Genomic DNA, 19,500 nt, shown 5'->3' on the forward strand with positions numbered 1-19,500 from the left:
GCCACGCGGAGGACACCAGCCCCCGGGGTCACGCGGGCCAGGGTTCGCGGGCTAGGGTGCGGTCCTGGCCAGGAGGCTCCGCCAGACGCGCGGACCGACGACGGCGTTGCCCCCGAGGCTGCGGGCCCGCTTGTACTCCCGCATCGCCGTGCGTGACGACCGGCCCCAACGCCCGGTCCTCTCCAGCTTCAGCGCCCTCTGGACGACCGTGACCGCGGGACCGCTCATGCCCGCGCTGATCCGCAGGCCGGAGTACGTGACCAGGCTGCGGTGGAGACTGCTCGAGCCGGACGGAGCACGCGGCTCGGGGTACCACGGGCACGGCGTACGGCGGACCGACGTCCAACGGGAGGCCCAGGCGAGGTCCGCGGGGCGGCACGGCCCGTAGTCGTTCCCGGCGTAGGTGCTGTCGTAGAAGGACGTGCGTCCGCGCGCGCCCGCCCACGACAGCGACACGTGCACGTGGTCGCGGTGGCAGCGCGTGTCGGCGGACCGCTGCGGCGCCGACGCGCAGTTGCTGTAGGCGCGCCACCCGTCGGAGGCTCGGTACGACGACCAGATCCGGTTGTTCCAGATCAGGTACATGACGCCGAGGCGTCGTGCGTTGGCTGCGGGGTTGCCTGCGGCGTCGGACCGCAGCAGCCAGCGCAGCAGGTCCCGAGCGCGCTTCTTGCCGTACTTCTCGCGCACCGAGGTCATCCAGTCGACCGCCCGGCCGTCGTGGTGCTCGCTGCGCGCCGTCGTGCAGGTCCGTCCGGTGGAGTAGTGGGTCTTCGGCCAGGTCGCCACGAGGAGCTCACCGAACGCGCGTGCGCCCGGCTGGGCTCGCTTCGAGCACGAGTTGGCGCCGACGTACGGGGCGTACGGCTCGACCCGGTCCGGGAGGTCGTCCGGCGTGGGCGGGACCTTCGCGACAGCGTGCGGCGGCGCCAGGACCACGGCGGCGACGACGCCGACGGAGACGACCACGGACTTGAGAAACACTCCAGAACGGACGAATCGGTCGTCGTTCGGCATAGACACCCCCGGGATGCCGCCGGTCGACAACGGTGTCGGGCCCCGAGCGGACCCGGCGGCGGCGCTCCCACGCTAGTCAGGCTCGCGAGATGCGCATCTCGGCGCCGCGGCACGGCGCCCCGGTCAAGCCAGGTGACGGGCCAGGAACTCCCGGGTCCGCGGGTCGGACGGAGCGGTGAAGATCGCCTCGGGCGCACCCCGCTCCCGTACGACCCCGTCGTCCAGGAAGACCACCTCGTCGGCGACGTCGCGAGCGAACTCCATCTCGTGGGTCGCCATCACGATCGTCATCCCGTCGTCCTTCAGCTCGCGGATCATCGCGAGGACGTCACCGACGAGCTGGGGGTCGAGCGCGGAGGTGATCTCGTCGAGCAGCAGCACCGCGGGCTCCATCGCGATGGCCCGGACGATCGCGACCCGCTGCTGCTGACCCCCGGACAGCGCGTCGGGGTGCTTGGCGGCCTGGTCGGCCAGCCCGAACCGCTCGAGCAGGTCGTCGGCACGCTGCTCGACCTCACGGCGGTCCGCGCGTCGCACCTTGCGCGGGGCGATCGTCACGTTGTCACGGACCGACAGGTGCGGGAACAGGTTGTACGCCTGGAAGACCATCCCGATGTCGCGGCGCACCGCGTCGACGTCCACCCGCGGGTCGGTGATCTCCCGCCCGTCCAGCCAGATGTCGCCGTCGTCGACGACCTCGAGCAGGTTCAGGCAGCGCAGCAGCGTCGACTTCCCGGACCCCGACGCCCCGATCAGGCAGACGACCTCGTGCGCCCCCACCGACAGGTCCACCCCACGGAGCACGTCGGTGCTCCCGTACCTCTTGCGCACCCCCTCGGCACGCAGCACCGGGTCGCTCACAGCGCCCCGCTCTGCCGTCGTGCCGCGCGCAGCGACAGCCAGTCGGTGAACCGCGCCAGCGGGATCGTCGCCACGATGAAGAAGCAGGCGGCGACGACGATCGGGGTGAAGACGAAGTCACGGCTGGAGTCGATCTGCGCCTGTCGCAGCGCCTCGACGATCCCGATCACCGACAGCAGCGCGGTGTCCTTCTGCAGCGACACGAAGTCGTTCAGCAGCGGGGGCGTCACCCGGCGCAGCGCCTGCGGCAGCACCACGTACCGCAGGGTCGTGCCGTACGACATCCCGAGCGAGCGCCCGCTGGCCCACTGACTCGGGTGCACCGACAGGATGCCGGCCCGGATCACCTCCGCGACGTACGCGCCGTAGCTCAGCGTGAGCGCGATGATCCCGAGCCAGAAGACGTCGCTCGGAGCGCCCTGGAGGTCGAGCGCGGGCACCCCGAAGCCGACCAGCAGGATCACGAGCAGCGTCGGCGTCCCTCGGAAGACGTCGGTGTAGACCGTGGCGATCAGCTTGAACGGTGCCATCCACGGCGCCGGGACCACCCGGACCACGGCGACGAGCAGCGCCAGCGCCAGGATCAGCACCTCGGCGATCAGGAACGCCTTGATGTTGACGACGAAGGCGCGTGCGATCCCGGGGAAGGACGCCTTCGCGTCGTCCCAGTCGAAGTACGTCTCGCGGACCCGCTCCCACCCCGGGGCCGAGGTGATCACGAACCAGAGCACCACCAGGAGGGTGACGGTGGAGACCGCCGCGACCGTCATCCGTCGACGGTCCTGGCGCCTCCGGAAGGCCATCCGCTCGAGCTGGCGGCGGCTCACCTCCCAGCTGGGCGGTGCGGCGGCGGGTGTCATGAGGACGTACGAAGGGTCCGGTCCGGCGGACTCAGGACAGCTCGGGGACGCCCGTGGTCTGCGACAGCCACTGCTCTTCGATGTCGTCGAGCGTCCCGTCCGAGGACAGGTCGTCGATCGTCGCGTCGAGGCACGTCACGAGCGGGTTGTCCTTCTCCAGCAGCAGGCCGAACTCCTCGGTCTCGCCGGTCTCCGGCTGGAACTGGCCGACGATCACGCTCGGCTCCGACAGCACGGCGGCCACGGTGTAGAACGCCGACGGAAGATCCATCACGAGGGCGTCGATCTGGCCGAGCTCCAGCGCCTGGGTCGCCTTGCTCGTGTCGTCGTAGACGCCCGGCTGCTGCGTCGGTGCGATCTGGTCGATCGCCTCCAACGAGGTGGTCCCGACCTGGGCGCCGAGCTTCGCCTCGGACAGCTCGTCGAGGCTCGTGACGTCGGCGTACTCGCTGTCCTCCAGCGTCACGACCGCCTGCGCCGCCCGGTAGTACGGCTCGGAGAACGTCACCGCCTTCGCGCGCTTCTCGGTGATCGAGATCTGGTTGATGTCGAAGTCGAACTCCTTGGCGCCCGGCTGGTAGCTCGTGTTGAACGGCACGGTCACCCAGTCGACCTCGTCCTCGGCGAACCCGAGCCGGTCGGCGATCGCGTAGGCCACCGCCGACTCGAAGCCCTCGCCGTTGGTCGGGTCGTCGTCGACGAACCACGGCTCGTACGCCGGGGCGTCGGTCCCGATCGTGAGACGACCCGCGTTCTTGAGGGGCAGGGCCTCGACCGAGCAGTCGGCGTCGCTCGACGCGGAGTCCGATGCCGCGTCGTCGCTCTCGTCCGCCGGTGCACAGCCGGCAGCGAACGCGAGAGCACCGGCGGCGACGAGCGCACCGGCGCGGGCGGTGCGGGTACGGCGTACGGAGATCATGGTCTGAATCGTATGGGCATGACGCACCTCACGCGGCCCCAGGTCGACCGTACGAGCCCCGCCGGGCCGGCGGCTCATCGGCGGCCGTCCGTGTCTCCCGAGAGCCGCTGCGCGAGCCAGATCGGCACGATCGAGACGATGATGAGGACGACCGCCACCACGTTGACGACCGGGGCCTGGTTGGGGCGGAACAGGTTGCTCAGGATCCAGATCGGCAGGGTCGTCGTGCCGGCGCCGACGGTGAACGTCGTCACGATGATCTCGTCGAAGCTGAGCGCGAACGCCAGCAGGCCGCCGGCGAGCAGCGCCGACCGCAGCTGCGGGAAGGTCACCAGCCGGAAGGTCGTCCACACCCCCGCGCCGAGGTCGGCCGATGCCTCCTCCAGGCTGCTGCCGGTGCGGCGCAGCCGTGCCTGGACGTTGTTGAAGACCGTCACGATGCAGAAGGTGGCGTGCGCGACCACCAGGGTGAAGATCGACAGCTGCACGTCGAGGATGCCGGTGAAGGCGTTGTTGAGGGCGATGCCGGTGACGATGCCGGGCAGCGCGATCGGCAGGATCACCAGCAGGTTCACCGACGACTTCCCGAAGAACTCGAAGCGCTGGAGCGCCAGCGACAGCAGGGTCCCGAGCACGAGCGCCACCCCGGTCGCGATCAGCGCGACCCGGACGCTCGTCAGCACCGCGTCGCGGGCGCCCTCGCTCTGCGCCGCGCGCTGCCACCACTCGAGGGTGAACCCGTCCGGGGGCCAGGTCATCGCCTGGTTCGGGTTGAACGAGTTCGCCACCACCACGAGCAGCGGGAGATACATGAACGCGAGGATCAGCACGGTCGTCCCGGCCAGCAGCCACCGCACGCGCCTGGAGAGGATCATCGACTCCGCCTAGAGGTTCTCGAGTGCGCCGGTCCGCTTCACCGCGGCCAGGAACACGATCATGATGGTGATCGGGATCAGGGCGATCGCGGCGGCGAGCGGCAGGTTGTTCGCCGCGCCGACGTTCGTGTACACGAGGTTGCCGAGCATCTGGTTGGTCCCGCCGACGATGTTCACCGCGATGTAGTCGCCGAGGGTCAGCGAGAAGCTGAAGATCGAACCCGCGATGATCGCCGGGACCAGCATCGGCATGACCACGTGCCGGATGGTCTGCCCGGCCGAGCCGCCGAGGTCCCCGGAGGCCTCGAGCAGCGAGTCGGGGACCCGCTCGAAGCCCGCGTAGATCGGCAGGATGACGTACGGGAGCCAGATGTAGGACATCGTGATCACGAGCGCGACCAGCCCGTACCCCGGGGTCTGGATGCCGAAGGGCTCGGCGACCCACTCGACCAGCCCGCCCGTCGACAGGAGCGACCGCCACGCGAACGCCTTGACGAGGTAGCTCGCCCACAGCGGCGTCAGCACCGCGACGACCAGCATCCGCCGGGCGCGAGGAGACGCCACCTTCGACATGAAGAACGCGATCGGCAGGGCGAGGAGGAGGTCGATCACCGTGACCGCGGCCGCGACGCCGAGCGTCCGCAGCGTGACCGTTCGGTAGAGCGACTCGGTCAGCACCGTCCGGATGTTGTCGAGCGACCAGGTGCGCTGGATCTCGCCGGTGAAGGCGTCGGTCGTCCAGAGCGCGGTGACGAGCAGCGCGGCGAGCGCGACCACGTAGATCAGCACCAGCCACAGCAGCGGCGCCGAGAGCAGGAAGGTCAGGCGCAGCCGCGGGTGGCGGCTGAGGAACGAGGAGAACGGCCGGGTGGCGACCCCCGCGCGTGCGGGGGTCGCCACCGTGGTCGACGGCGAGGTCATCCGGCTCCTAGCCCTTGATCTCGGTCCAGGCCGCCGTCCACTCCGAGTAGTCGGTGCACGTCACGTCGGTGCGCCCGTCCAGGCACTCCGCGATCGGCGTGCGCCAGTACCAGAGCTGCTCGGAGAACTCCTCGTCGCCCGCGTGGTACGTGTCGCAGTGGTTGGGGTCGGTGGTCAGCTCGCACGCCGCCTCGCTGTTCGGCGCCTCGCCGAAGTACTCCGTCGCGGTCGCGTTGGCCTCCGGGCTCGCGATGTAGTCCATCCACGCGTACGCGCAGTTGACGTTCTCGGCCTGCGACGACAGCATCCACGTGTCGTTCCACGCCGTGGCACCCTCCTCGGGCAGGATCGCCTCGATGTTCGGCTGGTCGATCGCGTTGACGATCACCTGCCAGGAGGTCCCCACCACGGAGTCGCCGGTCTGGAACGCCGAGATCTCCTTGAGGTAGTCCGACCAGTACTCGCCGATGCTCTGCCGCTGCTCCTTCAGCAGATCCACCGCGGCGTCGAGCTGGTCGGCGTCGAGCGCGTACGGGTTGGTGATCCCGAGGTCGGGCTCGTGCTTCATGAGGTACAGCGCCGCGTCGGCGATGTAGATCGGCGAGTCGTACGCGGTGACCTTGCCGGCGTACTTCGAGGCGTCGGTGAAGACCGCGCTCCAGGAGGTCGGAGCCGGCTTGACGACGTCGGTGTTGTACATCAGCAGGTTGGCGCCGTAGCCGTGCGGGATCCCGTAGTTGACACCGTCGACGGTGTTCCACTCGGTGTCCTTGAGGAAGTCGAAGATGCCCTCGTAGTTCGGGACCAGGTCGGTGTTGACCGCGGCGGCCTCGTCGGAGGCGACCAGGCGCAGCGACAGGTCACCGGAGGCGGCGATCACGTCGTACTCACCGGTCTTGGCGAGGTTGAACGCCTCGTCCGAGGTGCCGTAGACCTTCGACGTGACCTGACAGCCGGTCTCGTCCTCGAACGGCGTGACCCAGTCGACGTTCGGGTCGTTGCTGCCGTCCTCGACGTAGCCGGGCCAGGTCAGGATCGAGACCTGGCCCTCGTTCTCGCCGAGCTCCTCGATCGCCTGCGAGGACTCGCTGCCGCCGCTGTCGTCGTCGCTGCCGCAGGCGCCGACGAGCGCGAGCGAGCACGTGAGCGCGGCGACGCCCAGCAGACGCCGCAGCGTCGCAGGACGGGTGGTCGGATTCATGGTGGGACTCCTCTTCGCTCGTGCGGTGGTGGTGGGATGGCCGTCGTCGTCGACGGTCCGGGCTCAGGTGACGGGGACGAGGTCGCGCAGCGCGAACCGTGCGACGACGTGGTCGCCGCGGTGCTCGTCCCGCGCGAGGGCACCGGCGCTCTGCTCGACCACGACCAGGCGCGGCCCGGCAGCGAGGTCGACCAGCACGCGGTTGGCGGAGCCGAGGTAGATCGTCTCGGCGATGACGCCCCGTGCCTCGACGACGCCGTCGGCGACGCGGACGGGCTCGGCTGCGTTCCAGCCCGACGCGTCGACCAGCGAGACCTTCTCGGGACGCAGCGCGTGGGCGCCGTCGACACCGAGCAGATCACGCGCCTGCTCCGGCGCGAACAGGTTGGACGTGCCGACGAACGACGCGACGTACGTCGAGCCGGGCTGCTCGTAGATGTCGCGCGGCGTGCCGAGCTGGACGATCCGGCCCTCGTGGAAGACGGCGATCCGGTCGCTGAGGGTCAGCGCCTCCTCCTGGTCGTGGGTGACGAACACGAAGGTGATGCCGAGCTCGCGCTGGAGCTGCTTGAGCTCGACCTGCATCTGCTCACGCAGCTTGAGGTCGAGAGCTCCGAGCGGCTCGTCGAGCAGCAGCACGGACGGCTCGACGACGATCGCGCGGGCGAGCGCCACGCGCTGGCGCTGACCGCCGGAGAGCTGGCTCGGACGCCGGTCGCCGAGGTGCTCGAGCTGGACGGTCGCGAGCGCGTCCCGCGCCCGCGCGCGTCGCTCCCTGCGGCCCACGCCGCGCACCCGCAGGCCGTAGGCCACGTTGTCGAGCACGTTCATGTGCGGGAAGAGCGCGTAGTCCTGGAAGACGGTGTTGACGTCACGCTCGAACGGGGCCTTGCCGGTGACGTCGGTGGTGCCGAGCTGGACGGTGCCGTCGGTCGGCTGCTCGAACCCGGCGATCAGCCGCAGCACGGTGGTCTTTCCGGAACCGGACGGGCCGAGCATCGAGAAGAACTCGCCGTCCGCGATCTCGAGGTCGACCCCGTCGACCGCGGTCACCGGCCCGAACCGCTTCACGAGGCCGCGCAGCACGATCGCCGGGCTGCCCGAAGCGGTCGTTCCGGCCTGCTCTGCCTGCTGGACGCTCATGCCTCTCCTCGTTCGCGGGAACCTCTGGCGCTGCTGCGCCGGAAGGTTAAAGATATGAAACCAGATATTAGATTGAGAAGGCAGTGCCGTTAGGATTTCGTGACATCGAATCCGGGCGCGGAAAGGGACCGACCGTGGCAGAGCGTCACCGGCCCGCGACCCATCCGCGCGCCGCAGTCTTCGCGCCGCTCGGCGACGAGGGGCGCGCCACCCGGGTCGAGAAGAGGCTCGCCGAGGCGATCTACTCCGGCGTGCTGCACGACGGGGAGCGACTGCCCAGCGAACCCGAGCTCGCCGCGATGTTCGGCGTGGCCACGGTCACCGCACGCGAGGCGCTGGTCGCGCTGCGCTCCCAGGGCCTGGTGACGACGACCCGGGGCCGCGGCGGCGGCAGCTTCGTCAACCGGCCGCGCCACCCCGACGACGCGTCGCTGCGGGTCCGGCTCGCCTCGATGTCCAACGTCGACCTGCGCGACCGGGCGACGCTGTACGGCGTGATCGTGGCCGGGTGTGCCGAGCTCGCCGCCGCGTACGCCGACGCCGACGACGTCGCCGAGCTGCGCGAGCTGGTGCCCGACGAGACCGACACGGACGCAGCGCGCTGGCGTCACGCCGACGCCGAGCTCTTCCTCTCGGTCGCGGCCCTGACCCAGTCCGCCAGGATGACCCGGGAGCTGCTGCGGCTCGAGGCGTCGTTCGGAGCACTGGTCCGCCTACCCCTCATGGATCCGGAGCACCGGCAGGCGGCGGGTGAACGGCTCGCCGCCCTCGTCGACGCGATCGGGGCGGGAGACGGCGACGCGGCGCGACGTACGGCATCGACGCATGTCCGCGAATCGGTTGCGTGGCTCATCCAGAAGAAGGCAGCATTGGGCTGACTCGGGCGCCACCAGCGACGCTGGCGTGCAAGCACGAAGGCAGGTGGACCGATGCCGGTGAAGACCCAGCACGACCTCGGCGACGTGGTCGCGACCGTCGACGACTACTTCCTCACGCTGTTCGCGCGCCTCGAGGCGATGCGCGACCGCGTCGCCGCCCTCTTCGACGCAGGGCCCGTCGCGTCCTCGGCGGCGTCGACGGCGATCGCGCCCCTGGTGCGCGACCTGCTCACCGACGAGCGGGTGATGGGGTCGGGCTTCGTCGCCGGTCACGGGACGCTCAGCGACCGCGCCCTCTACCTCGCCTGGTGGCAGGGCGAGGACCGCCACCTCCTCGCCGAGTCGGAGTCACCCGACTCCGGCGACGCGCTCGACTACACCCGCCACCCCTGGTATCGCGTCCCCGAACGGACCGGTCGCCGCCACCTCGCCGGCCCGTACGTCGACTTCGTGTGCACCGACGAGTACGTCATGACCGCGACCGTCCCGGTCCTGGCCGACGGCAGGATGGTCGGCGTCGTCGGTGCGGACACGCTCGTCGAGACCCTGGAGGGGATGCTCCTGGGGCTGCTGCGCGAGGCGGACCCGTCGGCGCTGCTGGTCAACGACCACGGTCGTGCCGTCGTGTCGGCGTCGCCACGGGTCGCGACCGGCAGCCTCGTCGACCTCGCCTCCGCACCCGAGGTCCTGCCCTGCGCCGACCTGCCTCTGCGGGTCACGCGCGTGCACTGACGCCGACCCCGCCGCTCGAGCCTGGGAAGACCAAGGCGCCGTCGCACCTCGTTCACACACTCCTCCTTGCGCACACTTCTCTACGGGATCCCGTATGCTTGTGTCATGACCTGGATCGGGGTCCACGACGCGGCGACGCGGCTCGGCGTCTCACCCCGGCGCGTCCTGCAGCGCATCGAGGCCGGCGACCTGCCCGCTGCCCGGATCGGACGGCAGTGGGCGATCGACTCGCACGACCTGCCGCTCGCGACGCCCCGGCGCTCCCGCCCGCTCTCGGAGCGGATGGCCTGGGCGCTGCTCGCGCTGCTCGCGGGGGAGCGACCGGCGGTGTCCGCGACCGAGCTGCGACGGCTCCGCGCGTACGCCCACCGGCTCGGCAGCGACCCCGACTCCGTCTCGCTCCTGCGCACCTGGGCGGAGCGCCGCGGCGACCGCACGACCTGGCGGGTCGCGGAAGCCGACCGCGACGAGCTGCGCTCGGACGACCGCGTGCGCCGCTCCGGTGTCGACGCACCCGGGAGCGGGATCGTGAGTCCGGTCGCCGAGGTGTACGTCGCGGTCGCCGAGCTGGACCACCTCGTCGACGACTACTTCCTGGTCCCGGCCGGCGCGGCGGAAGCGAACGTGGTGCTGCACGTCGTCGCGCAGGTTCCCGACATCACGTGGCCGGTGCTGGCGGCCGACCTCGCCGAGCACCTAGGGTCGCGGGAGAACGCCCGTGCCGCCGAGCTGATCGGGCTCGGCACGCCCGCAGGAGGGACGACGTGACGGTCACGCTTCCGGTGATGAGCGCGGAGCAGGAGGCGTCCTGGATCGGGCTGTTCCACCTCGCGAAGAACGTGCCGGACGCGTGGACGCTGGTCGGTGGTCAGATGGTGCACCTGCACTGCGCCGAGCGGGGCGTCGACCCGTACCGCTCCACCCCCGACGTCGACACCGTCCTCGACGTCCGGGCGTACCCCCAGATCCTCATGACGGTGACGTCCGCACTGACCGACGCCGCGTTCGAGCCCCGCGGCCTGACCGCCAGCGGCAAGCAGCACCGGTGGGTCCGCGGCGAGGCGATCATCGACGTCCTCATCCCGGCCTTCACCGGACGGGCCGGTCGTGAGGCGGGAGCGGACGGCAATCCCGGTCTCGCCACGCCCGGCGCGATCTACGCGCTCCGCCGCACCGAGACCGTCGAGGTCACGGTCGGGGAGACGACCGGGACCGTACGACGTCCGTCGCTGATCGGTGCTCTCGTGATCAAGTCGGCGGCCTACTCCCTCCCGCTCGACACCGCACCGGGTCGCCACCTCGACGACATCGCGCTGCTCGCCTCGATGCTGACCGCGCGCGACCTCCGCGGTGCCGACCTGGCCGCCGGGGAGATCCGCTACCTGCGCGACGCCGTCCCGGCTGCGCAGGCGCACCTGGCCGCGTCCATGATCGACGGTGCTGCCGACGGCCTCGCGCGCCTCACCCGCGTGATCGACCGTGCCCCGGTGAGCTAGGTCCCACCCGTACGCCGGCGCGGTGCGTCAGTTCCCATCCGTACGCCGGCGCGGTGAGTGAGTTCCCACCCGTACGCCGGCGCGGTGAGTGAGTTCCCACCGGACCCGGCTGCGTGGGAACCAGCTCACCGCCGGGCCCGCGACCGAGGTCGGCGAACGGGCAAGGGGACCCGGGGCTCCATGGTGGCCGCGTCCTCCTGCCGGTACGGTCAGCCGGTACGGACGGCGAGCAGGTGAAGACCCGTCGAGATCCGACCGCGGACGGAGCGACCCCGATGTCCAGCTGCTGCTCTCCGAGCACTCCTCCCGATGCAGACCGCTCGACCGACGCGTGTTCCCCGCCGGTGGTCCGGCGACCTGCCTCGCCGGCCGGGCTCGATCTCGTGGACATCCCCAGCGGCACGTTCACCATGGGGAGCGACGACCCGCAGGCCGACCCCGCGGACGGCGCCTATCCGCCGCACGAGGTCGACCTGCCCGCCTTCCGGATCGGACGCACCGCCGTCACCAACGACCAGTTCGCGGCGTTCGTCGACGCCTCGGGGTACGTCACCACCGCGGAGCGGTTCGGCTGGTCCTTCGTGTTCGGCGGTCTGCTCCCCGACGACTTCCCACCGACCCGGGCGGTCACCGCGGCCCCGTGGTGGCGACAGGTCGAGGGATCGTCGTGGCGCCATCCCGAAGGTCCGCAGTCGAGCCTGGACGGGCGTGGTCAGCACCCGGTGATCCACGTGACGTGGTACGACGCCGTCGAGTTCTGCGCCTGGGCGGGCTGTCGGCTCCCCACCGAGGCCGAGTGGGAGTACGCCGCGCGCGGCGGTCTCGAGGGTGTGCACTACCCCTGGGGTGCTGATCGCGAGCCCGATGGGGTGCACCGCATGAACGTGTACCAGGGCACGTTCCCGTACGACAACACGGCCGAGGACGGCTGGGTCGGCACGTGTCCGGTGGGGGCGTTCGAGCCGAACGACTACGGCCTGCACGAGGTCACCGGCAACGTGTGGGAGTGGTGCTCGGACTGGTTCGCCACCGACACCTACGACCGCGACCGGAGGACGGCGCCGACCGGTCCGACCCACGGGAGCAGCCGTGTCATGCGCGGTGGGTCGTACCTCTGCCACGAGAGCTACTGCTGGCGCTATCGGGTCGATGCGCGCAGCGCGAACAGCCCTGACTCGTCCACCGGCAACCTCGGCTTCCGGGTCGCCGCTGATCTCGAAGGACGCTCGCCGCAAGGCTGAGAACCCGTCCGCAGGCCGTCTCCGACGGGTCGCTGCACCCGGCTCCGGCACCGTCGCAACGGCGGTGCCGGCAGTCGCTCGTGCCCCTAGGATCGAGCCAGCCGACACGCGGAGGAAACCATGCCCGACGCCTCTGACCGCCATGTTCGCGCCGTCCTTCCGATCCCGGACCGTCCCAAGCCGGGTCTGACGACGTACGACGCGAAGGACCCCGACACCGACTACCCGCCGCTCGAACCGCTGCTCCCGCCGGAGGGTGCACCGAACGTGCTCGTGATCCTGATCGACGACGTCGGGTTCGGCGCTTCGAGCGCGTTCGGCGGGCCGTGCGAGACCCCGACGGCGGAGCGTCTCGCGGCGGGCGGGCTCCGGTTCAACCGGTTCCACACGACCGCGCTGTGCGCTCCGACGCGCGCTGCCCTGCTGTCCGGCCGCAACCACCACTCCGTCGGGATGGGCTCGATCACCGAGACGGCGACGTCGGCACCGGGGAACAACTCCCTGCGGCCGAACACGAAGGCGCCGCTGGCGACGACGTTGAAGCTCAACGGCTACTCGACGTCGCAGTTCGGCAAGTGCCACGAGGTCCCGGTCTGGCAGTCCTCGCCGATGGGCCCGTTCGACGCGTGGCCCTCGGCCGGGGGCGGCTTCGAGTACTTCTACGGCTTCATCGGTGGCGAGAACAACCAATGGGACCCGGCGCTGTACGAGGGGACGACGCCGATCGATCCGCCGGCGACTCCTGAGGAGGGCTACCACCTCACCGAGGACCTCGCGGACCACGCGATCTCGTGGATCCGGCAGCAGAAGGCGCTGATGCCCGACCGGCCGTTCTTCACCTACTTCGCCCCGGGCGCGACGCACGCACCCCACCACGTGCCGAAACAGTGGGCCGACAAGTACGAGGGCCGCTTCGACGACGGATGGGACGCGCTTCGCGAACGGACGTTCGCGAAGCAGAAGGAGATGGGGGTCATCCCGGCCGACGCCGACCTGTGCGCGCGCCACGACGTGATCACGGCATGGGACGACATGGACGACGACCTCAAGCCGGTGCTGGCGCGCCAGATGGAGGTCTACGCGGGATTCCTCGAGCACACCGACCATCACGTCGGCCGGATCATCGATGCGATCGACGACCTCGGCATCCTGGACGACACGCTGATCTACTACATCATCGGCGACAACGGCGCGTCCGCCGAGGGCACGATGAACGGCGCCTTCAACGAGATGGCCAACTTCAACGGCATGGCCTCGCTGGAGACCACCGAGTTCATGCGCTCGAAGATGGACGAGTTCGGGTCGCCCGACTCGTACAACCACTACTCGGTCGGGTGGGCGTGGGCGATGAACACGCCGTTCCAGTGGACCAAGCAGGTCGCCTCCCACTGGGGCGGCACGCGCAACGGCACCATCGTGCACTGGCCGAAGGGCATCGAGGAGAAGGGCGGTCTGCGCGAGCAGTTCACCCACTGCATCGACGTGGCGCCCACCGTCCTGGAGGCCGCCGGGCTCCCCGAGCCCACCTTCGTCAACGGCGTGCAGCAGAGCCCGATGGAGGGCACCAGCATGATCTACGCGTTCAACGGCGCGGACGAGCCCGAGCGCCACGATCTCCAGTACTTCGAGATGTTCGGCAACCGCGGGATCTATCACCGGGGATGGAGCGCGGTCACCAAGCACAAGACGCCCTGGGTCCTCGTGGGCGGTGATCTGCCGGAGTTCGACGAGGACGTGTGGGAGCTCTACGACGGCAACCGCGACTACAGCCAGGCCCACGACCTCTCCAGCGAGCACCCCGACAAGCTCGCCGCCCTGCAGCGCCTCTGGCTGATCGAGGCCGTCAAGTACAACGTCCTCCCGATGGACGATCGCACGGGCGAGCGCGCCAACGCCGAGCTCGCCGGTCGTCCCACCCTGATCCACGGGAACTCCCAGCTGTTCTTCCCCGGGATGGGTCGGCTGTCGGAGAACAGCGTCGTCAACATGAAGAACAAGTCGTTCTCGATCACGGCCGAGGTCGACATCCCCTCCGGCGGCGCGAACGGCGTGGTCATCGCCCAGGGCGGCCGCTTCGGCGGCTGGGCCGTCTACGCCAAGGACGGGCACCTCACCTTCGCGTACAACGTGCTGGGCATCCGGGAGTTCATCGTCCGAGCCGACGACCCGATCCCCGAGGGCAACCACCAGGTCCGGATGGAGTTCACCTACGACGGCGGCGGGCTCGGCAAGGGCGGCGACGTCACGCTCTACCACGACGGCGACCCGGCCGGCACCGGGCGCGTCGACGCCACCCAGCCGATGATCTTCTCCGCCGACGAGACCACGGACATCGGGTACGAGTCCGGCACCACGGTGTCACCGGACTACACCACGGCGGACAGCCGCTTCACCGGCAAGCTCCACTGGGTCCAGCTCGACCTCGGCACCGACGACCACGACCACTTCATCGACCCCGAGGAGCGGCTCCGGGTCGCGATGGCCCGGCAGTAGGCGCGATGAGCACCGAGTCCGAGTCCGTGGAACCCGAGGACGAACCCGAGGATCCCCCGGACGAACCGCCCTCGCCGGCGGCCGGCGTCAGGGACAGTCCGTGAGCGTGTCCTCGACCGCCTGAGCCGACGTCGCCACCGAGCTGACCGCGTCCGAGACTGCCGAGACGCTCTCGGACGACAGCTGATCGCCGGCGTCGCCGATCGCGCTCTTCAGGTCGTCGATCGAGTCGCTCAGGGCATCGACCTCGTCGGACGCCGCGTCACCGGCGGTGTCCTTCAGCGTCGAGACGTCCTCGCCGACCGCGTCCACGGCGGACTCGAGGCCGTTGGTGCCTTCCCCGACCAGGTCGAGGTTGGTCAAGGCGTCGACGCTCGACCGGAGGTCGGCCGCCGCGTCACAGTAGGCGTCCTGCGAGGTCGGTTCGTCGTCCTCGCTCCCGCACGCACCGAGTGACACGGCTGCCAGCAGCACGAGCCCGGCCAGCACGGTCGTTCGGCGTCGTCGCTGGTCCCGTGATCGGGTCATCGCACGAGCTCCTCCTCGTCGTCCTACGGGCGACGATGACACGACCGACGCCGGCCCCGCCACCGCCTTGTCGGCGCCGCGACGGCGTAGGGCCGACCGCCTCACCCCTGGTCGGCAGCCTCCAGCGCAGCCGCGACCCGACGGTGCGCCTCCCAGATCTCGTCAGGGAGCCCGTGGAACTGCTTGAGGTGCTCCTCGCGGAAGCCCATCTCCTGGCGCCACCGGTCGACGTCGATCGACAGGATCGCGTCCAGGTCCGCGCGGGAGATCTCCACGCCGGTGAGATCGAGCTCCTCCTCGGTCGGAAGGATCCCGACCGCGGTCTCGCGGCCCGTGACCTCACCGTTCTTCAGCTGGAGCAGCCACAGCAGCGGGCGGAGGTTCTCGCGATAGCCCGGCCAGCGGAAGTGCCCGTCATCAGGGTCCCGCTGGAACCAGTTGACGTGCGCGAAGATCGGCTGCTCCGTCGCGGCGCCGATGATCCGCAGCCAGTGCGCGGCGTACTCACCCTCGGCGTACGACATGAACGGCCGCATGGACATCGGGTCGTAGCGCAGCTGGCCGTCGACGCCCTCCGCGGCGAAGGTCGCCTCCGCGCCGAGCGTCAGCCCGTCGTACACGCCCTCGGCGAGGTCGGTGATCGCCCGCACCAGCGGCTCGCGGTCGCGCGTACGGCCGCCGAAGATGATCGCGTCGACCGGAACGCCCTTCGGGTCGTCGAAGTCGCCGGCGACGTTCGGGACGTTCGCGAGCGTCGTGGTGAACCGGCTGTTCGGGTGCGCCCAGGGGGCGTCGTCGCCGGGCTCGCGGTCCGCGATCGCGTGGCCCTTCCAGTCCAGCCACCCGGTGACGTCGGCCGGCGGCTCGGGCGTCTTGCCCTCCCACCAGACCTCCTGGGTGGCCGGGTTGTACGCGACGTTGGTGAAGATCGCACCGGTCCCCGGGTCGACGGAGTGCAGCGCGTTCGGGTTCGTCGCCTCGTTGGTGTCCTTCGCAACGCCGAACACGCCGTACTCGGGGTTGAGCGCCAGCACGCGACCGCTGTCGGGGTCGACCCACAGCCAGGCGATGTCGTCGCCGTAGAACGTCACGTGGTACCGGTCGCCGAGTGCGTCCGGCGCCTGCATCATCGCGAGGTTGGTCTTGCCCGACGCACTCGGGAAGCCGCCCGCGACGTGGTAGGTCCGGCCGGTCTGCCTGTCCTCGATGCCGATCAGCATGAACTGCTCACCGAGGAACGACCGCGAGGCCCATCCGTCGTACGCCGCCTGCCGCAGACCGTGCGCGATCTTGCCGAGCAGCGCGTTGCCGCCGTAGGACGAGCCGAAGTGCAGGATCGTGCGCTCGTCCGCGCAGGTGACGAAGTAGCGCTGGTCGTCCGGGGTGCCGTGGCCGAGGCTCTCCAGCTCACCGGTCACGTGGACGGCACGGACGAACGAGTCCGGATCGGCGAGGTCGTTGACGAACTCCACACCGACCCGGGCCATCCGGATCATGTGGAGCACCACGGTGCGGGTGTCGGTGAGCTCGACGCCCGTCGCGAACTGGTCGAGCGGCGACCCGGGCGGGGCCATCAGGTACGGGATCACGTACATCGTCTTGCCGACGAGCGCGCCGCGCATTTTGCCCTCGAGCAGCGGCTTCATCTCCGAGGCGGGACGCCAGTTGTTGTACTGGCCCGCGTCCGCGGGGTCGTTCGTCGCGACGATCGTCCGCTCCTCCGAGCGGGCGGTGTCCTTGTGGTAGCTGCGCGAGTAGTAGCGGCCCTCGCCGGCAGGCTCGAGCTCGCCCGCGTCGAGCGCCTCCGCGACGAGTCGCGCGTCGTCCGCTGCGCTCACGACCTCGATCCGGTCCGCTCCGGTGATCTCGGCCCAGTGGCGGACGTACTCGCGCACCCGGGGGTTCGTCAGCCCGGCGGAGTCCATCGCCTTGTCGGGGTCAGCCATTTGTTGCGGATCCTTTCGCTCGGCGGCGGTGCGATGAGAGTACCCCTTGAACTCCTACCTGAACCGCGCCCCCGATTTGTTGCTGCGGGCACCATTCGAGAGCGGCGCAGAGGTCCGGAAACGACGATGTCCCGTGACACCGGGCGACGGTGTCACGGGACATCGGATCTGCGCGCTCGAAGGGATTCGAACCCCTAACCTTCTGATCCGTAGTCAGATGCTCTATCCGTTGAGCTACGAGCGCCCGCCCCGCACGTGGCGAAGCGTTGACGAGTCTAGCGGGTCCGTCCGCCGGACCGAAATCGGGGCCGGTGGTCACGACTCGGCCACGACGGCCTGTGTGACCCCTGTGAAGGCATACATTCCGGTTGGACGTCGATCGACGTCCGTCCGATCGCACCCAACGAGGTCCGCACATGTCCAATCGCCCGCGCGCATCGGTGCGCGCTCTCCGCCGGCCGCTGCCGGCGGTGGCCGTCGCCTCGGCGGCCCTGCTCACGACCGGCCTGCTCGGCCTGCCACCCGCCTCGGCCGACGACCCGGCCGCGGCTGCCGCCGCGGTCGGCTCGCCGTGTCCTGCGGCCTTCGACCCTGCCGACCTCGTCCGGGCCACCGCGACGACTCCCGGCACGATCGTCACCGGCCTGACCGTGTCGTCGGGCACCGAGGCCGACGCCGTCACCGGCGAGTACGTGGGCGTGCTCGAGGACGGCATCGCGCCCGGGGTCGACATGCTGATCTTCAAGATGAGCGGGTCGAAGATCACGAAGGCCGACGGCTCCGTCGACCGGGGGATCTGGGCCGGCATGTCCGGCAGCCCGCTGTACGCGCCCGACGGCAGCCTGGTCGGCGCGGTCTCGTACGGCCTGGCGTGGTCGCCGAGCGAGTACGCCGGCGTGACCCCTGCGGCGGACCTCTACCGCGTCGGCACGTACGCCGCGGCTCGCAGCAGCGAGCTGAGCAGCCGGGTCGTCTCCACGATGCGCACGACCGGCGCCAACCGCGCCGAGATCGGGTCGGGGATGCGGCGCCTGCCGATGCCGATTTCGGTGCCGTCCGCGCGACCGGGCAAGACCGCCTCGATCGCGAAGAAGGCAGGGCACGACAGGGCCGCGTTCCGGGCCGGGTCGGCGAGCAGCAGGACCGGCAGCCAGCCCATCCCGATCAGCGCCGGCTCGAACGTCGCGGCGTCCATCTCGTACGGCGCGCTCTCCCTGGCAGGCGTGGGCACGACGACCGCCGTGTGCGGCGACCGCGTGTACGCGTTCGGCCACCCGATGGAGTGGCGCGGACCGGCGAAGTTCGGCCTGCACGGCGCTGACGCCGTCTACATCGAGAAGGACAACTTCGACGGCTCCTTCAAGCTCGCGAACGTCGGAGCGCCGATGGGCACCATCGACCAGGACCGCCTGGCCGCGATCTCCGGGAAGCTCGGCCGGCTGCCGAAGACCACGCCGCTCACCACGACCACGCGGATGGAGGGGCGGTCCCGCACGGCGCGGACGCAGGTCGTCACGGACGACTACCTGTCCTTCGTCGCCGCGGAGCAGGCGATGCTCGACGGCTGGACGGTCGCCGACTCGACGGTCGGAGGCACGGCCACGATCTCCCGCACGATCGTGCTCCAGCGCGCGAACGGGCAGAAGCTGACCTACCGCCGCAGCGACATGTACGCCGACCCGTGGGACGTGTCGTTCACCCCGGCCGATCCGCTGGCAGGTGACATCGACTCGCTGGTGTACTCCAGCGGCGAGAAGGTCAAGGTCGTCTCGGCGTCGCAGACCGCGACGATGAAGGCCGGGTACCGCGCGTACCGCGTCGGCAAGGTCGAGGCCCGGCAGTTCGGCGGTTGGGAGAAGCTCACCGGCAACAGCGTCGTCGCTGCCCGCCGCGGCGGCTACCTCCGTCTGCGGATCACGCTCAAGAAGGAGCAGGACGCGATCGGCCCGGCCACCAAGCAGGTGTCGGTGAAGGTGGCGGTCCCGAACAAGAAGCTGCGCCGCGCGAACGGCACCCTGTCGATCTACGGCGGCGAGTCCGGCCCGTACGGCGAGGACGAGTGGGGCTACTACGAGGACTACGAGGACTTCGCCGCCGCGACGTACGTGACGGTCGGCAAGAACCGTCCGCGCTCCGCCGCGTCGCTGATCAAGGAGATGACGCGGGCCGAGCACGGCAACGACCTCGTCGTCGAGCTCGAGATGGGCCGACGCAAGGGCAAGGTCACCAAGCGCACGGTCCGTGCCACCTCGACCGTCGTGAGCGGCGCCAAGTCGTTCATCGCGGTGCGGTACGGCAAGCGCCGCTGACGAGCACCGGCCGGCGTGCCCGCGGGGCGACCTGCGCGCACGCCGCCCGGAGCGCCGGCACGACGCACGACCAGGGGCCG

At 70.4% G+C, this 19,500-nt stretch carries 17 protein-coding genes and 1 tRNA gene; 7 read left to right on the forward strand and 11 right to left on the reverse strand.

Annotation, left to right across the window (positions count from 1 at the left end; genetic code table 11):
• Window positions 1–51 precede the first annotated feature (51 nt).
• The 8 genes from CLV56_RS08405 to CLV56_RS08440 form a co-directional block, all read right to left on the reverse strand.
• Window positions 52–984, reverse strand: coding sequence for a VldE C-terminal domain-containing protein (locus CLV56_RS08405; RefSeq protein ID WP_039343567.1), 933 nt, complete (start codon window positions 982–984; stop codon window positions 52–54).
• A gap of 156 nt (window positions 985–1,140) precedes the next feature.
• Window positions 1,141–1,878, reverse strand: a complete 738-nt coding sequence (locus tag CLV56_RS08410; protein ID WP_039343565.1) for an amino acid ABC transporter ATP-binding protein — start codon at window positions 1,876–1,878, stop codon at window positions 1,141–1,143.
• A complete protein-coding gene (locus CLV56_RS08415) occupies window positions 1,875–2,648 on the reverse strand; it encodes an amino acid ABC transporter permease (RefSeq protein WP_245857714.1) in 774 nt (257 codons plus the stop codon). Before CLV56_RS08415 ends, CLV56_RS08410 begins: the two co-directional genes overlap by 4 nt.
• A gap of 121 nt (window positions 2,649–2,769) precedes the next feature.
• Window positions 2,770–3,657: an ABC transporter substrate-binding protein gene (locus CLV56_RS08420; RefSeq protein WP_039343560.1), complete on the reverse strand. Its 888-nt coding sequence runs from the start codon at window positions 3,655–3,657 to the stop codon at window positions 2,770–2,772.
• Between the two features lie 74 nt (window positions 3,658–3,731).
• A complete protein-coding gene (locus tag CLV56_RS08425) occupies window positions 3,732–4,532 on the reverse strand; it encodes an ABC transporter permease (RefSeq protein WP_039343557.1) in 801 nt (266 codons plus the stop codon).
• A gap of 9 nt (window positions 4,533–4,541) precedes the next feature.
• Window positions 4,542–5,453, reverse strand: a complete 912-nt coding sequence (locus tag CLV56_RS08430) for an ABC transporter permease (protein ID WP_039343555.1) — start codon at window positions 5,451–5,453, stop codon at window positions 4,542–4,544.
• A gap of 7 nt (window positions 5,454–5,460) precedes the next feature.
• The gene (locus CLV56_RS08435) at window positions 5,461–6,654 is read right to left on the reverse strand and encodes an extracellular solute-binding protein (protein ID WP_039343552.1); all 1,194 of its coding nucleotides are present in this window, start codon (window positions 6,652–6,654) and stop codon (window positions 5,461–5,463) included.
• Window positions 6,655–6,717: 63 nt separating this feature from the next.
• A complete protein-coding gene (locus CLV56_RS08440; protein WP_100414682.1) occupies window positions 6,718–7,797 on the reverse strand; it encodes an ABC transporter ATP-binding protein in 1,080 nt (359 codons plus the stop codon).
• 134 nt (window positions 7,798–7,931) lie between these two features.
• Here CLV56_RS08440 and CLV56_RS08445 point away from each other — a divergent pair, with 134 nt between their 5' ends.
• From CLV56_RS08445 to CLV56_RS08470, 6 genes are all read left to right on the forward strand, one after another.
• Window positions 7,932–8,675 (forward strand): FadR/GntR family transcriptional regulator, encoded by a 744-nt coding sequence (locus tag CLV56_RS08445; protein WP_039343549.1) that lies wholly within the window; start codon window positions 7,932–7,934, stop codon window positions 8,673–8,675.
• Between the two features lie 51 nt (window positions 8,676–8,726).
• Window positions 8,727–9,407 (forward strand): cache domain-containing protein, encoded by a 681-nt coding sequence (locus CLV56_RS08450; RefSeq protein WP_100414683.1) that lies wholly within the window; start codon window positions 8,727–8,729, stop codon window positions 9,405–9,407.
• Between the two features lie 105 nt (window positions 9,408–9,512).
• Window positions 9,513–10,175, forward strand: a complete 663-nt coding sequence (locus CLV56_RS08455) for a helix-turn-helix domain-containing protein (protein ID WP_039343547.1) — start codon at window positions 9,513–9,515, stop codon at window positions 10,173–10,175.
• Window positions 10,172–10,903: a hypothetical protein gene (locus CLV56_RS08460; protein WP_100414684.1), complete on the forward strand. Its 732-nt coding sequence runs from the start codon at window positions 10,172–10,174 to the stop codon at window positions 10,901–10,903. Before CLV56_RS08455 ends, CLV56_RS08460 begins: the two co-directional genes overlap by 4 nt.
• Before the next feature lie 275 nt (window positions 10,904–11,178).
• Entirely contained in the window at window positions 11,179–12,144 is a 966-nt protein-coding gene (locus CLV56_RS08465; protein ID WP_039343543.1) for a formylglycine-generating enzyme family protein, read from the forward strand.
• A gap of 120 nt (window positions 12,145–12,264) precedes the next feature.
• Window positions 12,265–14,637: an arylsulfatase gene (locus CLV56_RS08470; RefSeq protein WP_039343539.1), complete on the forward strand. Its 2,373-nt coding sequence runs from the start codon at window positions 12,265–12,267 to the stop codon at window positions 14,635–14,637.
• 87 nt (window positions 14,638–14,724) lie between these two features.
• Here the strand turns inward: CLV56_RS08470 and CLV56_RS08475 are convergent, their stop codons facing one another.
• The 3 genes from CLV56_RS08475 to CLV56_RS08485 all read right to left on the reverse strand — a co-directional run bounded on the left by CLV56_RS08475 (window position 14,725) and on the right by CLV56_RS08485 (window position 17,355).
• A complete protein-coding gene (locus CLV56_RS08475) occupies window positions 14,725–15,165 on the reverse strand; it encodes a hypothetical protein (protein ID WP_157805114.1) in 441 nt (146 codons plus the stop codon).
• 101 nt (window positions 15,166–15,266) lie between these two features.
• Window positions 15,267–17,111 carry a phosphoenolpyruvate carboxykinase (GTP) gene (locus CLV56_RS08480; protein ID WP_039343535.1) on the reverse strand — a complete coding sequence of 615 codons (1,845 nt, stop codon included), beginning with the start codon at window positions 17,109–17,111 and terminating at the stop codon, window positions 15,267–15,269.
• Window positions 17,112–17,282: 171 nt separating this feature from the next.
• Window positions 17,283–17,355, reverse strand: a tRNA-Arg gene (locus CLV56_RS08485).
• Window positions 17,356–17,527: 172 nt separating this feature from the next.
• On the opposite strand from CLV56_RS08485, the gene CLV56_RS08490 reads away from it, so the two are divergent.
• Entirely contained in the window at window positions 17,528–19,420 is a 1,893-nt protein-coding gene (locus CLV56_RS08490; protein WP_039343532.1) for a hypothetical protein, read from the forward strand.
• Window positions 19,421–19,500 lie beyond the last annotated feature (80 nt).

This window comes from Mumia flava, from assembly GCF_002797495.1.
Lineage (GTDB): Bacteria > Actinomycetota > Actinomycetes > Propionibacteriales > Nocardioidaceae > Mumia > Mumia flava.

Coding starts and splice junctions, on each gene's coding strand:
- CLV56_RS08415 (WP_245857714.1), bottom strand. CDS start 2,648: ATGACGGTCGCGGCGGTCTCCACCGTCACCCTCCTGGTGGTGCTCTGG.
- CLV56_RS08420 (WP_039343560.1), bottom strand. CDS start 3,657: ATGATCTCCGTACGCCGTACCCGCACCGCCCGCGCCGGTGCGCTCGTC.
- CLV56_RS08425 (WP_039343557.1), bottom strand. CDS start 4,532: ATGATCCTCTCCAGGCGCGTGCGGTGGCTGCTGGCCGGGACGACCGTG.
- CLV56_RS08430 (WP_039343555.1), bottom strand. CDS start 5,453: ATGACCTCGCCGTCGACCACGGTGGCGACCCCCGCACGCGCGGGGGTC.
- CLV56_RS08435 (WP_039343552.1), bottom strand. CDS start 6,654: ATGAATCCGACCACCCGTCCTGCGACGCTGCGGCGTCTGCTGGGCGTC.
- CLV56_RS08440 (WP_100414682.1), bottom strand. CDS start 7,797: ATGAGCGTCCAGCAGGCAGAGCAGGCCGGAACGACCGCTTCGGGCAGC.
- CLV56_RS08450 (WP_100414683.1), top strand. CDS start 8,727: ATGCCGGTGAAGACCCAGCACGACCTCGGCGACGTGGTCGCGACCGTC.
- CLV56_RS08455 (WP_039343547.1), top strand. CDS start 9,513: ATGACCTGGATCGGGGTCCACGACGCGGCGACGCGGCTCGGCGTCTCA.
- CLV56_RS08465 (WP_039343543.1), top strand. CDS start 11,179: ATGTCCAGCTGCTGCTCTCCGAGCACTCCTCCCGATGCAGACCGCTCG.
- CLV56_RS08470 (WP_039343539.1), top strand. CDS start 12,265: ATGCCCGACGCCTCTGACCGCCATGTTCGCGCCGTCCTTCCGATCCCG.
- CLV56_RS08475 (WP_157805114.1), bottom strand. CDS start 15,165: ATGACCCGATCACGGGACCAGCGACGACGCCGAACGACCGTGCTGGCC.
- CLV56_RS08480 (WP_039343535.1), bottom strand. CDS start 17,111: ATGGCTGACCCCGACAAGGCGATGGACTCCGCCGGGCTGACGAACCCC.
- CLV56_RS08490 (WP_039343532.1), top strand. CDS start 17,528: ATGTCCAATCGCCCGCGCGCATCGGTGCGCGCTCTCCGCCGGCCGCTG.